The organism is Ottowia thiooxydans DSM 14619 (assembly GCF_000422885.1).
Lineage (GTDB): Bacteria > Pseudomonadota > Gammaproteobacteria > Burkholderiales > Burkholderiaceae_C > Ottowia > Ottowia thiooxydans.
Genome location: NZ_AUGX01000012.1, coordinates 215822 through 232620, shown reverse-complemented (window position 1 = coordinate 232620; position 16799 = coordinate 215822). Strand labels below are relative to the sequence as shown.

Sequence of the window (16799 nt, the reverse complement as noted above, 5' to 3'; positions counted from 1 at the left end):
TTTACTCCGGAGTGTTATCTGTGGATTCGTCGCTAGCGGCTTCTTGAGCATCGTTTTCAACGATACGTTGCAGGCCGATGAGTTGGGTGCCTTCGTCAAGCGAAATTAGCGTAACGCCTTGGGTCGCACGGCCCATCTCGCGAATTTCGGCAACTCGGGTGCGTACGAGCACACCCTTGTCTGTGATCAACATGATCTCGTCGTCCACACCAACCAACGTGGCAGCTACCACTTTGCCGTTGCGTTCGCTTTGTTGGATGGCGATCATGCCTTTTGTGCCACGACCGTGGCGTGTGTACTCTGTAATGTTGGTGCGTTTTCCGTAACCGTTCTCGGTGGCAGTTAGGACGCTGGTTCGCGAAGAAGGTTCCCCATTTTCGCCATCTGGTTCACTTTCAGCCACCAGCATCGCAATGGCGCGCTGGGTTTCATCCAGTTGCATTCCCCGCACGCCTCGCGCATTGCGCCCCATGGGACGCACGTCGTTTTCGTCGAAGCGCACCGCTTTGCCGCCGTCTGAAAACAGCATCACGTCGTGTGCGCCATCTGTGAGGGCCGCGCCTATGAGGAAGTCGCCTTCATCCAGATCGACGGCGATGATACCGGCTTTGCGCGGATTGCTGAACTCGGAGAGCGCCGTCTTCTTGACAGTGCCCATCGAAGTGGCCATGAATATGTAGCGGTCATCGGGGAAGCTGCGCGCTTCACCGGTGAGTGGCAGCACCACGTTGATCTTTTCGCCTTCGGCCAGCGGGAACATGTTGACGATTGGACGTCCGCGTGAGCCGCGGGAGCCCGATGGCACTTCCCACACCTTGAGCCAGTACATCCGTCCGCGATTGGAAAAGCACAAAATATAGTCGTGCGTATTGGCGATGAAGAGCTGGTCGATCCAGTCGTCTTCTTTGGTGGCCGTAGCCTGCTTGCCGCGGCCGCCGCGCTTCTGAGCCCGATATTCGCTGAGCGGCTGACTCTTGATATAGCCGGTGTGGCTGAGCGTCACCACCATGTCGGTGGGCGTGATCAGGTCTTCGGTGGCCAGATCTTGCGCGTTGTGCTCAATCAGGGAGCGCCGTGCGCCTTCCTTCGTTTGGCCGAACTCGGTTTTCAGCGCCGTGAGTTCGTCCGTGATGATGATGGAAACGCGGCCAGGCTTGGCAAGAATGTCGAGCAAATCCTCAATGACACTCATCACGTCCTTGTATTCGACAACGATTTTGTCCTGCTCCAGGCCCGTGAGGCGCTGCAAGCGCATCTGAAGGATCTCTTGCGCCTGTGTGTCGGAGAGGCGGTACAACCCGTCCGTCTGCAGGCCAAAGTCGCGCTCCAGTCCTTCGGGGCGGTAATCGTCAGCACTGATGGTGGCGCCATCCTCACGCGTGCGGGTGAGCATTTCGCGCACCAGCTTGCTGTCCCAGCTGCGAGTCATCAGCTCGGCTTTCGCAACGGGGGGGGTGGGGGCGTTACGGATGATGCGGATGAATTCGTCGATGTTGCCCAGCGCGACTGCGAGGCCTTCGAGCACATGGCCGCGTTCTCGTGCCTTGCGCAGATCGAACACGGTCCGGCGCGTGACCACTTCTCTTCGGTGTTGCAGGAACACCTGCAGCAGCTCCTTCAGGTTGCACAGCCTGGGTTGGCCCTCAACCAGCGCCACCATGTTGATGCCAAAGGTGTCTTGTAGCGAAGTCTGCTTATATAAATTGTTCAGTACCACCTCGGGTACTTCGCCGCGCTTGAGCTCGATCACCAGCCGCATGCCGGACTTGTCGGACTCGTCCTGGATGTGGCTGATGCCTTCGAGTTTTTTCTCATGCACCAGCTCTGCCATGCGTTCCTGCAGTGTCTTTTTATTGACCTGGTAAGGAAGCTCGTCCACGACGATGCACTGCCGCTGACCTTTGTCGAGGTCTTCAAAGTGAGCCTTCGCCCGCATGACCACTCGGCCGCGGCCGGTACGGTAGCCGTCCTTGACGCCCTGCATGCCGTAGATGATGCCGCCGGTAGGGAAATCAGGCGCGGGCACGATTTCCATCAGTTCGTCGATCGTTGCCTCGGGGTTGCGCAGCAGATGCAGGCAGGCATCCACCACTTCATTCAGGTTGTGCGGAGGAATGTTCGTCGCCATACCCACGGCGATGCCCCCGGAGCCGTTGATCAGCAGCGCAGGCAAACGCGTAGGTAAAACCGTGGGTTCCAGCTCCTTGCCGTCATAGTTAGGCACCATGTCGACAGTCTGTTTGTCGATGTCGGCCAGGATCTCGGAAGCAATTTTTTCCAATCGGCATTCCGTATAACGGTAGGCCGCCGCGTTATCGCCATCTACCGAACCGAAATTGCCCTGGCCATCTATCAGAGGGTGGCGCATGGAGAAGTCCTGCGCCATACGCACCAGCGCCTCATAAGTGGCGGAGTCGCCATGAGGGTGGAAGCGGCCCAGAACGTCTCCCACAACCCGAGCGCATTTAACGTAAGGCCGATTCCACACGTTATTGGCTTCGTGCATGGAAAAGAGCACCCGCCGGTGTACGGGTTTCAGGCCATCACGTGCATCTGGCAGAGCCCGGCCCACGATCACGCTCATAGCGTAATCGAGGTAGCTTCGCCTCATCTCCTCTTCCAGGCTTATAGGGAGTGTTTCTTTGGCGAATGAGGTCATATTTAATAGAGCGGCCGGGCGATGGGCGAAAGGCGTTGATTCTAGGCCCATTATGCTGTCGCACCAAAGCAACATATCGCTTGAAATCCGCGTGTGTCTGGCCGCTCAGGGGCTGGTTCTGGGGCGTTTGCGCGATCTCGTGTGGCACAATCGTCTCAACGTTTTTGGTGGTGGTCACTTGAAGCGTCCGATTTTTCGCAGCCCGGCTGCGGTTTTTTTCCCATGAGGAGAACCATGAAGAAACTGAACAAAGTAGCGATCATGTTCGCTGTTGCAACCGTGGCTGGTTCCGCCTTTGCTGCCGGCTCTACGATCAACTCAGCCAACTGGCGTAATGCCCACGGCAATTTGGTCTGGAAGAACGGCACGAACGAACTGTGCTGGCGTGATGCCAACTGGACACCTGCTACCGCTGCCCCTGGCTGCGATGGCGCTCTGCAACCTGCTGCAGCTCCAGCTCCAGCACCTGCTGCGGCTCCTGCTCCAGCACCTGGTGCAGCTCCAGCTCCTGCTGCTACACCAGCACCTGCTGCAGCACCTGCTCCAGCTCCAGTGGCTGCCAGCAAAGTTACGTACGCTGCTGACGCCTTCTTTGACTTCGACAAGTCAGTGCTCAAACCAGAAGGCCGCGCCAAACTGGATGACCTGATCGGTAAAGTTAAAGGCATCAACCTGGAAGTCATTATCGCTGTCGGTCACACCGACTCCGTTGGCTCCAACGCCTACAACCAGCGCCTGTCGGTGCGTCGTGCTGAAGCTGTGAAGGCCTACTTGGTCTCTAAAGGCATCGAGCGCAACCGCATCTACACCGAAGGCAAAGGCAAGACTCAGCCAGTGGCTGACAACCGCACCGCCGAAGGCCGCGCTAAAAACCGTCGCGTGGAAATCGAAGTTGTGGGTACACGCCCTAACTAATCTCTAAGAACGGCTCGCCGTTCTGAGTAGATTTCAAAAAAAGCCTTGGGAGCTTATGCTCCCGGGGCTTTTTTTTTGGGAAATTTGAGATTTAGATATTCATCGCTCTAAATCTGGCCATGCAGTGTGAGATTAAACTGCCGTTCGATTGATGAGACAGTCAGTAAAAGGCTATGGCGCTCAGTAGTCTTCTTTTTTGGGGATCTTCCGTACTTGCGGCTCAAACTGCCGCTGCCGCTGGCGCTTGCGTGCAGTCGGAGTTTCCCCAAGATTTGAAGGATCAAACTACCGTCATGATGGTGCTTTCCCCTCGCATGCCATATGCAATCAAAGAGTGGCAGCGTATGAAAAAAGTCGCCGAAGATGCTGGCTACAAGGTCGTGGGTCTTCGCGATCCACGTGTACCCTTCACCGAGTGGGTTGAGGCGGTTCAAGCCGCTGATGACGCCGAACTCATACGAATGCCAGCGATTAACGAAGACCAGGCTGCCGCGCTTGGCGCTCTCAACCATATGCCCGCGAGCTTAGTGGTGCGTTCTGCCCTAGGAGGCTGTCGGACTTGGAGCGCCGATAGCGAAAATGGGCCCCAGCGAGGACAGTTTTCGCGGGATTTGCAGGCCCATAGCCAAGCTATGGGTCAAAAAGACGGTGAAAAATGGACCGCTGCGGCCCATTTGCAGCCGGCGATTTCCAAGTCCGACAGCCTCCTACTGCACCCCTGGCCTATCCTTGGCGTCATGCCAGATTCCGCCTGGCTTTTGGTCTTGCGCGCGCGTGAAGCTCAACTGGAGCCTGTAACATGCCGCTAATCAAGGCGATGCGGCGGGGTTTCAGCACACTTTTTCCGGCCTTTATGGCAGTTTGGATGCCAACCGTGTTCGCGCAGGAAGCGCCAGTGTGCGTTTCTTCGGTGGCTTACCTTCCTCTCGATGCGAGCGAGGTGGGCGCAGACGCCAACGGAATCCCGGCTTTGGGAACCTACGAACGCATCAGCCCCGATGGACGCTTCATTCTGAGATCGTATTCAGGTGCTCAGCTGGGTAAGGTGAGTCTGATGGAGTTGCCCGCAGCGGAAAAAGGTGCCGTCAAAGCTTATCGAACCCCATTCTCGAACGAAGCTTTTCCGGTGCAAGGTAGCTGGCGCTATCTTGTGGATGTCTCAGGCGAACATTACCGCTTCGCAGATGTACTGACAAAGCAGGCGCAGGCACGTCCGTTGTTCAAAGCAGGTATGACCGGTTTCTATGCTGCCGCTTCAGAGATGCCCTCTCGCGCGGGCAGGTTCATAGCTGAAGGTGATTTTGGCACTATCCATATACGTTCTTTGAGTTGGCCGCAGAATGCCAACGCTGACAATCAAGGCGTGGGCCCCTTGCAGATGACCACTATAGAAGTCAAAGATGATGGTCACTCAGCTCGGGTGGTGAGCTCCACAGGTTCGCAATTCATATGCCAAAGCCGGCGACCTGTCGATGGCAGTGTTTACGCGTTGCCTATGCTTTCTGTCGATGGCACCGAGTTTTCGGCAATACCACAGATACCCGAGGCAGGCCAGCCCTCAATGCGGGTCTATGGGCTTTCGAAAGACCCAAAAAGCAAGGAGCAAGCTTGCGATTTGCGCGCTGATCTCGGTTTTTCGCCGAGCAAGGCCGTCTTTGGGTTTCCAGAAAAGGAGACCAGGCCCGCATGGCTTACTTACAGCGATGTGGGGCACGTCTATGTATTCGATCGAGAGTTGCGTCTGACCATACCGCTTGATCATGGTCGCCACCGCGTGCTGGCGAGTGCTTTTCCGGGCCTCACTCGCGATGGCAGGGTCATCTACGGAGCGACCTGGCGCGAGTGCCCTGATGCGGCCAAATGCCCTGAAAAAGCTGGTTATGTAGTGGCTGATCCCTATCAAAGCCAAGCATATAAAGCCTATTGGAGCGCTCGCCAAGAGCAACCCCCAAAAGCCTGCATTACCCGGCAAGACGTGGATCGGGAGCGCGCGGAGTTCGCCCGCTTGCATCGGCTTTTGCCTTGAGAGCCTTGTTCGCATTCCACACAGGTTATCGGGCAATCGCTGCATGGGACAATTGCCCACATGACTCAAGCAAACGTTGATCCAGCCGAGTTGGCCAAATTTTCTTCGCTAGCGCATCGCTGGTGGGACCTTGAGGGGGAGTTTGCCCCACTCCACCAGATCAATCCGCTACGGCTGGGCTGGATTGATGCTTTGCGCCCTCTAAGCGGTGCGAGAGTCGTGGATGTGGGCTGCGGTGGCGGTATCCTGGCTGATTCAATGGCTCGCAAAGGGGCCAACGTGCTGGGGATTGATCTGGCTGAAAAATCCCTCAAGGTAGCGCAATTGCACGCGCTTGAAGCGCAGACACCCAACCTGGAGTATCGAAACGTCGCGGCCGAGGCACTAGCAGCTGAAAGCCCCGCTCAATTCGACGTGGTCACCTGCATGGAAATGCTGGAACACGTGCCAGACCCTGAATCCATCGTGCGCGCGTGCACGGCACTGGTCAAACCCGGAGGATGGGTGTTCTTTTCCACTATCAACCGTAACGCCAAGTCTTTCCTCATGGCCATTATTGGCGCGGAGTACGTGCTGAACCTCGTACCCCGCGGCACCCATGAATACGCCAGGTTGATCCGCCCAAACGAGCTTTCTCGCTATTGCCGTGATGCCGGGCTTGACACTTTGAGCAGTCGAGGCCTGGGGTACACCCCCATCCCCCGCCGCTATGCGCTTTCCGCTGACACCAGTGTGAATTACATGCTGGCTACTCGCCGTTCGGGTGGAGGGCAGTAAGCATGGCGGTATTTGATGGAATTCGCTGTGTGCTGTTCGATCTCGACGGAACGCTCATTGATAGCGCGCCCGACCTTGGTCTAGCGGCTGATGAAATGCGGGTAGCCCGGGGCTTGCCTTCCTTGCCCTTGGCGCAGTATCGTAGTGTGGCGGGGTCCGGAGCCCGGGGCATGCTGAGCGTCGCCTTCGGACTGACCCCCGCAGACCAGGAGTATGGCGTTTTACGTGAGGAATTCCTGAACAACTACGAACGCCGTATGACCTACAACACGGAGATCTTCTCCGGGGTGAAGGAGCTGCTGAGCTCCCTTGGGGCTCGCGGCTTGACCTGGGGCGTGGTCACCAACAAAGGGGAGCGCTTCACGTATCCCCTCACGGCCACCATGCCGCTTTTTACGGGAGCGGTGACCATAGTCTGCGGTGACACCACGCCGCATGCCAAACCACACCCCGCGCCCATTCTCGAAGCCATGCGCCGCGCTGGTTTTCCGCCGGATCAGTGCATTTATGTGGGTGATGACGAGCGAGATATTGTGGCGGGCAAGGCCGCTGGAGTTGGCACTGTGGCCGCCAACTATGGCTATTTGGGTGCCGAGGCGGATGTCGCTTCCTGGCAAGCCGATGCCGTCATCACGCATCCAGGCGATCTATTGACCTTGCTCTCTTGAAATTTCGGGATTGGGCTTAAAATAGGTCCTACACGGGGCTGCATTGGTTTCGACGTGGGTTGGAATCGCAGTGGTGCATGTCGAGCTGAATGCGCTCGTAAAACAGATTCAAACAAACTAACTGCAAACGACGAACGTTTCGCACTCGCCGCTTAATTAGCGACGAGCCTCGCAACAGCAGGCCGATGGGCTGGGCAAGGGGGTCGAAAGACCTCCCGGCTGCGAGGATAATTACATTGGCTGGCTTGTATCCGGGTGCCTTGGATGCAGGTAAGACTCAAGGGTACTGGCCGTTCGGATAGCGTGCGCCTGCGCGATCCGAATAGTGAGATTTAAATCAGAACGCTAAACATGTAGATCTGCGCGAGGAAGGTTTGCGGACGGGGGTTCAAATCCCCCCAGCTCCACCATCAAAGACGGTCAACGCCAATGAGAACCCCCTCTAGCGTTGACCAAGGAAACGTCAGAAATTGGCGTTGAATGTCGTTCGATTCGCACGTGATTCGCACGCAAGTGCGATCCGATTCGCACGTGACGAAAATGAAAAAGGCCACCCTTGGCCCAATGCCAGTCAGTTAAGCCCCAAGGCCAGCTGATCCAGTAAAAAGGGAACGTGTTCAACACGTTCCCTTTTTTGCTTGATGAGCCTGTTTGAGAGCGCCCTGCGCGAGACCCTTCCCCGAGTCCCCGATCGGCTCGACGAACTCAGTGTGTTGATAGCCCCGGCCTGGATTGCGCAGGCACTTGCGGCCAGCGGCAAGGCCTCGATCCGGCGACGCAAGTTGCCTGCCGAGCATGCGGTATGGCTGGTCATCGGACTGGCGCTGTTTCGAGATCGGCCGCTTTGGCAGGTGGTGCAGCAGCTCGATTTGAGCCTAGACGGACAAGCGCTGCCCGCGCCGAGTGCCAGCGTACAGGCCCGTCAGCGCCTGGGCGAAGAGCCCTTGGCCGAACTATTCGGCCTGCTGACCCAGGCCTGGAGCCGAACAGCAGCGGATGCACAGCGGCCACTGCGCGTGCTGGCCGTGGACGGCGTGGTCTGGTCGGCACCGGACACTCCGGAGAATCGAGCCGAACTGGGCAGCTGCAGCAATCAGCACGGTCCCTCGCCCTGGCCTCAGATCCGCGCCACCTGCCTGATGGACACCCATAACCACGAGTTGCTCGACGCCAAACTCGGCGCCATGGACTGCGGCGAATTGAGCCTGGCCGCGCAGTTGCGGGGCGAAGATCACTCGGTGACCCTGTTCGACCGAGCGTACTTCTCGGCCGCGTTCCTGCTGGACTGGCAGGCTGCGGGCACGCAGCGCCACTGGCTGATGCGGGCACGGGACAATCTGCGCCACGAACTCGTCGAGCAGCTTGCACCCGGCGATGCGCTCATCCGCATGCCCGTGTCGCCACAAGCGCGCAAGGCCCGTCCGGAGCTGCCCAGCCACTGGCAGGCACGCCTGATCGAGGTGCGCGTGGGTGGTCGGCTGCGGCGCTTCATCACCTCGTTGTCCGATCCCCGCATGCATCCGGCACATGACCTAGCCGAGCTCTATCGCCAGCGTTGGGAGATCGAGTTGGGGTTGCGCGAGATCAAGCAGTCACTGCAGGAGGGTGCGCCGGTGCTGCGCAGCAAGCAGCCCGCGCTGGTGCGCCAAGAGCTGTGGGGCGTGTTGATCGCCTACACGCTGATGCGACGTTGGATGCGCGAGATGGCCGCTCATGTCAAGGTCGAACCCCAGCGCATCAGCTTCCACACGGCCAGCTATGCCATCGTGAACTTGCTGGCAGTCCCCAGCCTGGACTCCGCGGGCACCTTGCCCAGGCAGTTGGCAGCCCTGTTGGCGCAGTCCCGACACTTCGTGCTACCGCCTCGCCGCACCACGCGCAGCTTCCCCCGTGTCGTCAAAAAACGTGCTTCCAAATTCCCAACGAAAAAATGCCACTCAGCGTTAACTGACTGGCATTGACCCTTGGGTGGCCTTTTTTTGCCTAGTCGACGCTCAGACGACTTTCAGGTTCGGCTGCCTGGTCGGCTTCTGGTAGTCCTCGTGGATGAACTTCCCGTACGTCGAGAAGACGAGCGACACATCTGCATGGCCAAGCTGCTCGCCGACGTACCAGGGATTCTCCCCGGCTGTCAGGAGGCTTGATGCGTACGTGTGCCGCACCTGATAGGGGTTGCGGTATTCGATCCCGGCGCGAGGACACAGCGGGACCCAGAGCGTTTTTCGCATCTGATCCGCCGTTTCCCAAAACTGTCCCTTGCGCGGGTTATGCCACACGTGATCGTTTGCCAGAAGGGTAATCGGTTTTTGCGCCTCAAGCGCTGCGATGGCCTCAGGGCTCAGATCTACCCATCGTGTTCCTGCCGCTGTTTTTGTGAACTCCTGCTCCTTTTTCTCGACTTGCACGATGTCGACCAGCAGCCGCTTGCCAGGCAGGTCGATACGCGACCACCTCAGCGCATGCAGCTCGCTGGGTCGCAACCCAGTTTCGAACCAGAACGCCACCAGCGGTCGCTCATCGGGCCGACAGGCTTCGATCAGCTTTACACGCTCCTCCCTACTGAATGGATCGATCTTGTACTCGCTGTCGCGAGCAGTCTGCTTGAGCAGCTGTGGGAGAGCAATACGACTGAAGGGGTCGAGCGTGATTCGGTCATCATTCAACGCATCTCGCATGATCGAGCGCATCGGAGTGATGAAGTTTTTGGCCGTTTTCGCTGTGACATTGAATGCCGCGATCCACGCCCGAATCTCGCTTGGCGCCACATCACTCACGTCGCGATCACGCCACTGCTTCATCTTCTCGCTTTTGAGGGCCTTCACATACGCGGCGACAGTAGAGGCGGACATCTTTTTGTTGGCCTCCTGCCGCTCGTAGATCGCCGCCTGGGCGTCCATCAGCTTCCCGAGGTTCACCACCTTCTTGCCCGAGCCACTTTCAAACTTGGCGAGCTTGGAGCTGTTCGGGAAGTAGTCTCTGAAAACGAAGTCCCCGTTTTCGACCTTCCGCTGGATCTCCATTCGCAGGCCGCCAGCGAGCTGCACGGCCGTTTTGGTGATCTTCTGCGGGGGAAGCAGTTCGCGGCACTCGACGCCGCGGTACGAAAAAGCAACTTGAATTCGCTCTTCCGTCTTGAATGCCCGTACGCTCACGCCGCGCGGCATTTGAAACTCTGGTTTTCGATCCATTGGTTGTACTCCTGAGGATTTACATAAAGATTTCCGTCTGGGCCAATCTGGCAGTGCACGCCGTCAATCCAGACCCTCTTTCGCCGGCGGGCATGAACAGCATCAGGCGTGTCCCCGGTGTCTTCGCAGTGCTTGCCAAGGCGAACCCACCGGTAATTGCTGTCGGCGCTCACTGTGCGGCACCATTCGCCAAAGCAACTTCGATCGCCTGACTCTGTCGGCCCAAGGCCATGTTGCTTCCGTCTCCGTGTTTCAGCGCTTGATCTGTGCAACCTTCCCACTGTCGATAGGAATTTGGCATTTTTTCTCTCCGGATGCGATCTGCTTTTGTGGCGGTATTTGTGTTTTGCCGGCTTGCATGTGCTGAAGAAGTCCAATCAATACTGTAGTTGCTCTTGGAAAATTGACCAAACTCGTGCTCTGATTTTCCGGTGCCGTGCCTGATCATCATCGCGATCTCTTTTTTATCCGTCGGTTTTAGTTGAACCCGTGGCAAAGAACGTAAACGAAATTTTTTGTTATGCATGGTTTCTCTCTTTGGTAATGACAAGTTTTCTTGAAAAGAGCCCAAGTTCGAGCATGGGCCTTTCCTATCGGCTCTTAATGCTTTCGGTCGAGTTAATCGGACCACATATTTTTCTTCGCCTCTGTGAGGTCAGTAGCAAGTTGGTCTAGGCGTGACCATTTCACGCTGCACGTTGCGTTAAGCAATTGCCACAGAAGGCGTCGGTTGCTCTGATCCAAGCGATCAAAATTCTGCAAGTTACAGGCGGATCCTTTCGTGTAACTGAGCAAGGCTTCGATCAGAAATTGGCTGCCACTACCTCCTCTCGTCGCAGCTTCCTTGAAGGTGTCGACGAGGCTTTGAAAAGATTGGGTTGCGATGGAATCAAATGTTTTCATCATGGGTAACCTAGTTATCTAAAGAATCAAGATTTGTTTAAAACTTGCTGTGTTGGAACAAGTTTTAATGGAGGTGCTGATGTCGAGACGCCGCTGAATGTTTATCGACGGTTGTCTGAGTTGAGCGGCTATGCAGTCGCCTTTGCGAAGGCCATCGAGTCGATTTCCTGCAGCCCAGATGCAGCTTCCTCGACCGTAATTCGAAACTCCCGCAGCACTGCTCGAATCACCAACGTCTTCTGTCGTGACGTAAGCGATAGCACTTCTTTGCGGATCTGGCCTGGCCAAGTCGGGACTCGCTCTGCCGCAGTCATAAACCATCCGCTCGCGCGACGCTCAATGCGAAGAAGGGTGCCCGTTTGCTTGTACCCGTAGGCCTTGGCGTATGGGCCTTCCGGGACAACTACGAACGTGCTGCCAGCTCGGTAGCTCCGGGCAATCTGAGCGGACTCAAGAAGCCGTTCAGCCTCCTTCGCGAATTCGATGACTTCCAAGGCAATCAGAACGTTTGCATGTGCCTTCCCCTGGATGTCATCCAAGATTTTCTGTATCTCACTGCCGGTTTCGTCGCAAATTTTGATGGGAAGAGAGGTAAGATTTCTGTTCAAGATAAACTCCTAAATGTGTTGAAGAAGGTCCTGATAATCCATGAACGTACACATTAAAAGTAGCGGACTTAAAGCATCAGAGGTTGCTAGTTCCACAGGAAAACTGAGGCGAGATGTAGTAAAGGAACCGACGGTTTGGTGGGAAGACAGGGACATCAGTCTCATGCCGTTTTACAACTTCTACATTCTTGTTGTTCAGTATCAAATACATCATGAGCTGTCGGACTCGCGCCTTGCAGAGGAAATCGGTGTCAGCCCTCAAGCGCTTGTTTCGTGGAGAAAAGCCATCAAATCGCATGGTGTGTTAGACGGATTGAATGGCGTGATGATGGAAAAATACGCTGACTTGGCTTCGAAAGAAAATAAAAAGAGTAGGGAGTTGGATTGGGACTTGGAATTGGGCCTAGACTTGGACTGGGACTGGACCTCAGACTCGATGCCGAAACTCATGCTGCGTCTTAAAGAAAACTTAAAGGTGCAGCGCGACGCAATCGATCGCACCAAAATTCCCTTAAATCGAGATGACTTTGGCCGTCCACGTGACATCTTTCCGCTGCCAATGCCGGACCTGCGAAAGGAAACACAAGAGGGGATTTTGAAGCCACTTCACTTTGCAGTGAAAGGAGGCCCGGGCTCGACGCCAAGCATTGGTCGGTTAAAAGCGCTGGTATTGAGATTGAACTCGGCACATTTGGAGGAGCCTCCCACAGACCCTCAAATCGCCCGCGATAATTTGATGAGAAGCTTGGAAAACGCAGGTGCTCTTCAGGCCAAATTGCGATTTAGTCAAAAGTTCTTTCCTCACGAATCCCGAGAAAAAATCTCAACGGAACTGATGGAAGCAATCTCTCTTTTGAGACGGTCAGCACACCGATTTTTCACTGAGGTTGCGCTTCGTTCTATGAATGAAGGATGGTGGTGGGATTCGGTTGGGATTGCAGATTTGCACAAAGACGAATCGTTTTCGGACATCGCCAAGCCTTTTTCCACAATTGAATCATTGCCTAAGGCGGAGCAGCTTCTTGTAGCTTTCACATTTAAAAAGATCGAAAAATTTGCTTCCAGTCTTGAGGTTGCAGAGCCGAGCTTGCCATCTCCTCGACGAAATAATTCAAAGAAGAAGAGTGTGTAAACGAGAATGATGACCAAGAAGCGAAGAGTCACGACCGCTCGGAGTACCGGGGGCCAACTGCCCGGAAAGAGCTTTAACTTTCGCGCCTCACAGAGCCAACGAGACGCGTTAGAAGCTTGGGCAGACGAGGCCGGCATCAGCATGACTGCGGTGTTCTGTAATCTGCTGGACCAGGAGATTGCGAGACGTAAGCTAGCTTCACCCTCGATGACGGGCAGGGTTTCGGTTGATAAAGCTCAGCTTGTTCAGCTTAGTAACGTCGTCATGGAGTTGGGTTTTGTGCTGGAAGAGATTCAGATTCGTGCCACGAAGCGTCGCCGCGGAAAGGCCAAAGAGCTTTTCGGTGATGCGCTCCAAGGCCTGCAATTTTTGCGCGAAGACTTGTTGTGTACGTGAAATTTGGCCGGTGGACTGGCCAACGAGAGCAACGGCCAGGAGATTTGCGAATCGATCTGGAGTACCTTTTAAGTCCGAAACATTCCGAAGTCATCGGGGTGAAGAGTTCTCGTTTGGCTGGCCCACCTGAGACTCGCGGATTAATCCAGTCTGTTGCCCCCTGGGCGCCAACGGTGCGCGACGCGGCGCAGGATCTTGCGACGCAAATGGACAAATTCAGGCGTACAGTATTTCGTGTCCAGCCCACTCCTAAACAGTGGTATGTCAAAACTCTGATTAGTTTTGATCCGCGAGCGACCCAACTGCTTGCACAGCCTTCAGATCACCTTGAAATACCGAGGAAGAATGGCTCAATTCACAAAAACGCACTACGTATTGCACATGATGTCCTTGATGCCTTGGGTTGTGCGGAGGACCATGTTGGCATCTTTGTTGTCCATACCGACAGGCCACATGTGCACGTGCATGGACTGGTAGTTCTTGCGCAAGCCGGCGGACGTTGCTGGAATCCATTTGAATTGACGAAGCCCCATCTTCGGCAAGTGTCCGAAGTAGCGACAGAAGTCTTCGGGCACCCAGCGGTAGAGATTGATTTGATCGCGAGGAGGGCCGATCTTTAGAGCCCCTGATCTTGCTGTCCAAGCCTGTCTTCTGCGGAGCCACTTTCACTCAATTTGGGGAACTGCACGCATCATTGATTTTTATGGATTCCTCGCCGCGTATTCCAGGTATTCGATGTGCGGAGCCCGGCCCGCGTCCCACCTGCCGCCAAAGCCCTCCGGTCGCGCGCGATGGTGTGCGACTGCCAAGTACAGGCGGCGCTTTGCACGCGAAATTCCTACGAAATACGCAGCCCGTTCCTCGGCGGGTTTGCCCCAGAACGTTTGTGCCCCTACTCCCAGAATAACCACCGAGTCGAACTCAAGACCCTGGCACTTGTGAATGGACATGATCCGCACGGCGCCATCGCCGGAAACCCGGCCCCGCCAATGGATGGTCGAGATTGGCCTTCACATCCTGCAAGGTTGGACGGCAGGAGTTCAGACGCTTGACGCAAACCGCCAGAGGAATGATGTCGCCTTTGGGATCTGGGTTGCTCTTCATGCCGAGCACTTGCGCCTGCCAGTTTTGGATGGTGCCTGGAAGCCGCCGATGACGTAGCGAGCGACTTCGAATCTTCGGTGGCGTGACTCCCCGGCATACTGGCACCCAAGGAATGACATGAAAGCAAAAGCACCCCGCCGGAGCGAGTCCTGGGACAACTTCGAGCGCCAACGACTCGATTGCGAACGTGTCACCGAACTCGAGATTTTGCAGATCGTGAGTCGCTGCGAGGGCGGTCAGGCGCGATCATCGGACTTGCTGAAGTACCTTTACCCGAACCAAGATTCTGGTTTTTGAGAGAACCAGACCATCAACGCTCAATGGGCATTCGTGCGCGTTGCGCAAAAAAATCTGCTCTACATGACTCTGCTTCAAGACGTGCAAATGAAGAAAGGTCTGCTGCAGCCGGACCCGGTGTGGTACCTCAGTGAAGCCGGTCGGCACAACTTGATGACCCGGTCCACTGGCGCCACGGCGCGCGCCATCCTTGACAAAATCGAGGACGAAAAATGAACGACTTTGAATCTGCGGTCGCGGAAGCCCATAACGACCTCGTGCTGGCAGGCTACTCCTGGGCCAGCCGCGGGAATTGACGGAATTGGAAAAGTTCGACGCCGCAAAGCTGCCAGTGGAGTGGATTTCAGCGCGAGCGGAAAAGGCGAGGGTGGATCAGCGCCTGGTGCGCATCAGGCGCATCGATCACCTGGCCGTCAGGTTTGCTTCGCTTGCGATGATGCGGGGTGGGGCTTGAGCAGCCCATCGATCTCGATCTCCCCGTTGACGTAACGCTGGGCAGGGCTTCCAGATCTTTCGTGATCGTGAAACCTTCGAGACCGATGTTTCTGCGGGCGAAGTCGACAGCCTTGCACCGGCGTGCTCGTTCGTAGTCGGAGAGTGCGACCAAATCAAACTTTCGGGGCAGGCCTCGAACCTAGCCTAACCACCTTCAGCGGCACCGGCTTGCCATTTGGCAGAGTTTTGATTGGTTCCACCAGGTGCATCTGCCGATCGTTCTCCGACAGCTCCAGCTCCTGGATGCGCATGGCCTCCATGCCGATGCGCAGGGCATTGTTTCGCACGCCCCTGTCGTTGGAGATGATCAGCTTGGCACCGAGCGACTTGCCCGTGGCCACCAGCTGGCGATCCGTCTTGATCTTCTGCCAGTTCTCTTCCGACTCGTCCTTCTTGTCGCCGGCGCCGATCGCTGCTCGGTCGATCTGCGCCAGCTCGTACGCAGCGGCCATGTTGAAGTCGGCCATCACAATGCAGGCCTTCTTCTCCAGCGTCTTCAAGAATTCGATGCCGGCCAGCTCCGCGCCCACCAAGAATTCCGCGATGCAGACCATCGGGAAGACCACCTTCGATTTCGCTTTCTCAGCTCGTTCGATGAAGTAGTTGATCCGTGCCCGGTCATCCGGCGGTGTGGTGCTCGAGCAGTACGCAACGATAAAGTTTGCGTCCACGACGATGACTTTGGGCAAGATCTTCAATGGATACCCCGAATGTTTTCCCAGTGAGTCATCGGGTCCTTCATCTCGGACCAGCCGTTGCCAGGCACGCGTGCGGCCGCAGCGAGCACCTCTCCCAGCGGCGTGTCGTCCAGGGCCTCGAAACTGAGCACCAGGCACTTGCTCGCCTCCGGTGCCCAACCGTTGTCGTTGCGCATCCAGGGGCCACGAACCCGTAGGCGGATGGTGCCGGCGCGGAAATGGCTCAGGATCTGTCTGGCCATCGCGTCATCGCGCACGATGAGGCGGAGATCGCGGTCGAAGTGGTCGCGCACGTAGAGGTGCATCGAGTCATCGGCGCCAACGAGGCCGGTGACCCATCCGTCGACGACTCCCTCCTGGTACAGGCGCTCGTTAGTGGAAACTGGCTCAGGCTGGATGCCGAAGATGGTGTGAATGACCAAGCCGTCTTGGTCGAGGATCTGAGCCTGCTTGATCGAGTCTTGGCCCATCAGGGTCTCGATTGCGCGCAGGTGCCGGCCAGGCTTGCTGGATTCGTCGTTCTTCGCCTGCGTGATCCTTGCGCGACTCAGGTGGACGCGCTCGACGGGTACGGCAGCCATGCAGCCAATGCTCGCCTTCTTGATGCCCTTGAAGACCGGCTTGTTCTCTTCGCCGAGCAACCCGGCGAACTCCTGCAGGTACTCACCCAGATGCGCCAACGGCACCCGATCGGGATTCCGATCGAGTAGGCGGAGCATGAAGCTGAATTTTATCGCGGCCATGCATCAAATGTACCCGTCCTGGCCCTTGGTCGGCAGGGGTCGACGGTTACAAATTTTCAGTAGAGCTGGAAAACTACTGCTGGCCTGGAAACCGGTCTAAGGTGAATGGCACTTACTTTAGCGATCTGCTAACGGAGATGCCTGTAAGTTCTTGATTCCAAAGGAGGTTGGCTGACCCAGGATCGATAGG

The 16799-nt window shown here is 56.5% G+C and carries 20 protein-coding genes and 1 other RNA gene; 13 read left to right on the top strand and 8 right to left on the bottom strand.

Going from position 1 to position 16799, the window contains the following annotated elements; genetic code table 11:
- Position 1: 1 nt before the first annotated feature.
- Complete coding sequence (gyrA, locus tag G518_RS0112040) at positions 2-2659, bottom strand: DNA gyrase subunit A (RefSeq protein WP_028602757.1); 2658 nt, start codon at positions 2657-2659, stop codon at positions 2-4.
- 234 nt (positions 2660-2893) lie between these two features.
- Here gyrA and ompA point away from each other — a divergent pair, with 234 nt between their 5' ends.
- From ompA to G518_RS0112000, 7 genes are all read left to right on the top strand, one after another.
- On the top strand, positions 2894-3574 hold the full coding sequence (gene ompA / locus G518_RS0112030; protein WP_028602756.1) for an outer membrane protein OmpA: 681 nt from the start codon (positions 2894-2896) through the stop codon (positions 3572-3574).
- A gap of 344 nt (positions 3575-3918) precedes the next feature.
- Positions 3919-4383, top strand: coding sequence for a hypothetical protein (locus G518_RS0112025; RefSeq protein WP_156909362.1), 465 nt, complete (start codon positions 3919-3921; stop codon positions 4381-4383).
- A complete protein-coding gene (locus G518_RS0112020) occupies positions 4374-5600 on the top strand; it encodes a hypothetical protein (RefSeq protein WP_028602754.1) in 1227 nt (408 codons plus the stop codon). Before G518_RS0112025 ends, G518_RS0112020 begins: the two co-directional genes overlap by 10 nt.
- A 60-nt stretch (positions 5601-5660) precedes the next feature.
- Positions 5661-6377: a bifunctional 2-polyprenyl-6-hydroxyphenol methylase/3-demethylubiquinol 3-O-methyltransferase UbiG gene (ubiG, locus tag G518_RS0112015; RefSeq protein ID WP_028602753.1), complete on the top strand. Its 717-nt coding sequence runs from the start codon at positions 5661-5663 to the stop codon at positions 6375-6377.
- 2 nt (positions 6378-6379) lie between these two features.
- Positions 6380-7045: an HAD family hydrolase gene (locus G518_RS0112010; RefSeq protein ID WP_036594395.1), complete on the top strand. Its 666-nt coding sequence runs from the start codon at positions 6380-6382 to the stop codon at positions 7043-7045.
- Between the two features lie 34 nt (positions 7046-7079).
- Positions 7080-7455, top strand: a transfer-messenger RNA (tmRNA) gene (gene ssrA / locus G518_RS39280).
- A 231-nt stretch (positions 7456-7686) separates the two neighbouring features.
- Positions 7687-9006 carry an IS4 family transposase gene (locus tag G518_RS0112000; protein ID WP_028602751.1) on the top strand — a complete coding sequence of 440 codons (1320 nt, stop codon included), beginning with the start codon at positions 7687-7689 and terminating at the stop codon, positions 9004-9006.
- Between the two features lie 33 nt (positions 9007-9039).
- Here the strand turns inward: G518_RS0112000 and G518_RS0111995 are convergent, their stop codons facing one another.
- From G518_RS0111995 to G518_RS0111980, 4 genes are all read right to left on the bottom strand, one after another.
- Positions 9040-10233, bottom strand: a complete 1194-nt coding sequence (locus G518_RS0111995) for a site-specific integrase (protein ID WP_028602750.1) — start codon at positions 10231-10233, stop codon at positions 9040-9042.
- Positions 10234-10402: 169 nt separating this feature from the next.
- A complete protein-coding gene (locus G518_RS0111990; RefSeq protein ID WP_156909361.1) occupies positions 10403-10759 on the bottom strand; it encodes a hypothetical protein in 357 nt (118 codons plus the stop codon).
- Positions 10760-10851: 92 nt separating this feature from the next.
- On the bottom strand, positions 10852-11136 hold the full coding sequence (locus tag G518_RS0111985; RefSeq protein WP_156909360.1) for a hypothetical protein: 285 nt from the start codon (positions 11134-11136) through the stop codon (positions 10852-10854).
- Between the two features lie 128 nt (positions 11137-11264).
- Positions 11265-11744 carry a hypothetical protein gene (locus G518_RS0111980; protein ID WP_028602747.1) on the bottom strand — a complete coding sequence of 160 codons (480 nt, stop codon included), beginning with the start codon at positions 11742-11744 and terminating at the stop codon, positions 11265-11267.
- 40 nt (positions 11745-11784) lie between these two features.
- Between G518_RS0111980 and G518_RS0111975 the strand changes: the two genes are divergently transcribed.
- From G518_RS0111975 to G518_RS41530, 3 genes are all read left to right on the top strand, one after another.
- The gene (locus G518_RS0111975; RefSeq protein ID WP_156909359.1) at positions 11785-12876 is read left to right on the top strand and encodes a hypothetical protein; all 1092 of its coding nucleotides are present in this window, start codon (positions 11785-11787) and stop codon (positions 12874-12876) included.
- A gap of 9 nt (positions 12877-12885) precedes the next feature.
- On the top strand, positions 12886-13272 hold the full coding sequence (locus G518_RS0111970; RefSeq protein WP_156909358.1) for a hypothetical protein: 387 nt from the start codon (positions 12886-12888) through the stop codon (positions 13270-13272).
- A gap of 206 nt (positions 13273-13478) precedes the next feature.
- Positions 13479-13892: a relaxase/mobilization nuclease domain-containing protein gene (locus G518_RS41530; RefSeq protein ID WP_425414285.1), complete on the top strand. Its 414-nt coding sequence runs from the start codon at positions 13479-13481 to the stop codon at positions 13890-13892.
- Between the two features lie 81 nt (positions 13893-13973).
- Here the strand turns inward: G518_RS41530 and G518_RS0111960 are convergent, their stop codons facing one another.
- Positions 13974-14222: a 3'-5' exonuclease gene (locus G518_RS0111960; protein ID WP_028602744.1), complete on the bottom strand. Its 249-nt coding sequence runs from the start codon at positions 14220-14222 to the stop codon at positions 13974-13976.
- On the opposite strand from G518_RS0111960, the gene G518_RS39935 reads away from it, so the two are divergent.
- The 3 genes from G518_RS39935 to G518_RS0111945 all read left to right on the top strand — a co-directional run bounded on the left by G518_RS39935 (position 14215) and on the right by G518_RS0111945 (position 14889).
- A complete protein-coding gene (locus G518_RS39935) occupies positions 14215-14433 on the top strand; it encodes a hypothetical protein (protein WP_156909356.1) in 219 nt (72 codons plus the stop codon). The two genes, G518_RS0111960 and G518_RS39935, sit on opposite strands and share 8 nt — an antisense overlap.
- A 60-nt stretch (positions 14434-14493) precedes the next feature.
- Positions 14494-14673: a hypothetical protein gene (locus G518_RS0111950; RefSeq protein WP_028602743.1), complete on the top strand. Its 180-nt coding sequence runs from the start codon at positions 14494-14496 to the stop codon at positions 14671-14673.
- Positions 14674-14736: 63 nt separating this feature from the next.
- On the top strand, positions 14737-14889 hold the full coding sequence (locus G518_RS0111945) for a hypothetical protein (protein ID WP_156909355.1): 153 nt from the start codon (positions 14737-14739) through the stop codon (positions 14887-14889).
- A 392-nt stretch (positions 14890-15281) separates the two neighbouring features.
- Here G518_RS0111945 and G518_RS0111930 read toward each other — a convergent pair whose 3' ends face one another.
- Together G518_RS0111930 and G518_RS0111925 are read right to left on the bottom strand one after the other, a co-directional pair.
- On the bottom strand, positions 15282-15857 hold the full coding sequence (locus G518_RS0111930; RefSeq protein WP_156909353.1) for a PIN domain-containing protein: 576 nt from the start codon (positions 15855-15857) through the stop codon (positions 15282-15284).
- Between the two features lie 5 nt (positions 15858-15862).
- Positions 15863-16609, bottom strand: coding sequence for a hypothetical protein (locus G518_RS0111925; RefSeq protein ID WP_028602740.1), 747 nt, complete (start codon positions 16607-16609; stop codon positions 15863-15865).
- Positions 16610-16799: the final 190 nt, after the last annotated feature.

Coding starts and splice junctions, on each gene's coding strand:
- G518_RS0111990 (WP_156909361.1), bottom strand. CDS start 10,759: ATGCATAACAAAAAATTTCGTTTACGTTCTTTGCCACGGGTTCAACTA.
- G518_RS0111995 (WP_028602750.1), bottom strand. CDS start 10,233: ATGGATCGAAAACCAGAGTTTCAAATGCCGCGCGGCGTGAGCGTACGG.
- G518_RS0111925 (WP_028602740.1), bottom strand. CDS start 16,609: ATGGCCGCGATAAAATTCAGCTTCATGCTCCGCCTACTCGATCGGAAT.
- G518_RS0111975 (WP_156909359.1), top strand. CDS start 11,785: ATGAACGTACACATTAAAAGTAGCGGACTTAAAGCATCAGAGGTTGCT.
- G518_RS0112025 (WP_156909362.1), top strand. CDS start 3,919: ATGAAAAAAGTCGCCGAAGATGCTGGCTACAAGGTCGTGGGTCTTCGC.
- G518_RS0111970 (WP_156909358.1), top strand. CDS start 12,886: ATGACCAAGAAGCGAAGAGTCACGACCGCTCGGAGTACCGGGGGCCAA.
- G518_RS0112020 (WP_028602754.1), top strand. CDS start 4,374: ATGCCGCTAATCAAGGCGATGCGGCGGGGTTTCAGCACACTTTTTCCG.
- G518_RS0111985 (WP_156909360.1), bottom strand. CDS start 11,136: ATGAAAACATTTGATTCCATCGCAACCCAATCTTTTCAAAGCCTCGTC.
- gyrA (WP_028602757.1), bottom strand. CDS start 2,659: ATGACCTCATTCGCCAAAGAAACACTCCCTATAAGCCTGGAAGAGGAG.
- G518_RS0112010 (WP_036594395.1), top strand. CDS start 6,380: ATGGCGGTATTTGATGGAATTCGCTGTGTGCTGTTCGATCTCGACGGA.
- G518_RS41530 (WP_425414285.1), top strand. CDS start 13,479: ATGGACAAATTCAGGCGTACAGTATTTCGTGTCCAGCCCACTCCTAAA.
- G518_RS39935 (WP_156909356.1), top strand. CDS start 14,215: ATGGACATGATCCGCACGGCGCCATCGCCGGAAACCCGGCCCCGCCAA.
- G518_RS0111950 (WP_028602743.1), top strand. CDS start 14,494: ATGAAAGCAAAAGCACCCCGCCGGAGCGAGTCCTGGGACAACTTCGAG.
- ompA (WP_028602756.1), top strand. CDS start 2,894: ATGAAGAAACTGAACAAAGTAGCGATCATGTTCGCTGTTGCAACCGTG.
- G518_RS0111960 (WP_028602744.1), bottom strand. CDS start 14,222: ATGTCCATTCACAAGTGCCAGGGTCTTGAGTTCGACTCGGTGGTTATT.
- G518_RS0111945 (WP_156909355.1), top strand. CDS start 14,737: ATGACTCTGCTTCAAGACGTGCAAATGAAGAAAGGTCTGCTGCAGCCG.
- G518_RS0112000 (WP_028602751.1), top strand. CDS start 7,687: ATGAGCCTGTTTGAGAGCGCCCTGCGCGAGACCCTTCCCCGAGTCCCC.
- ubiG (WP_028602753.1), top strand. CDS start 5,661: ATGACTCAAGCAAACGTTGATCCAGCCGAGTTGGCCAAATTTTCTTCG.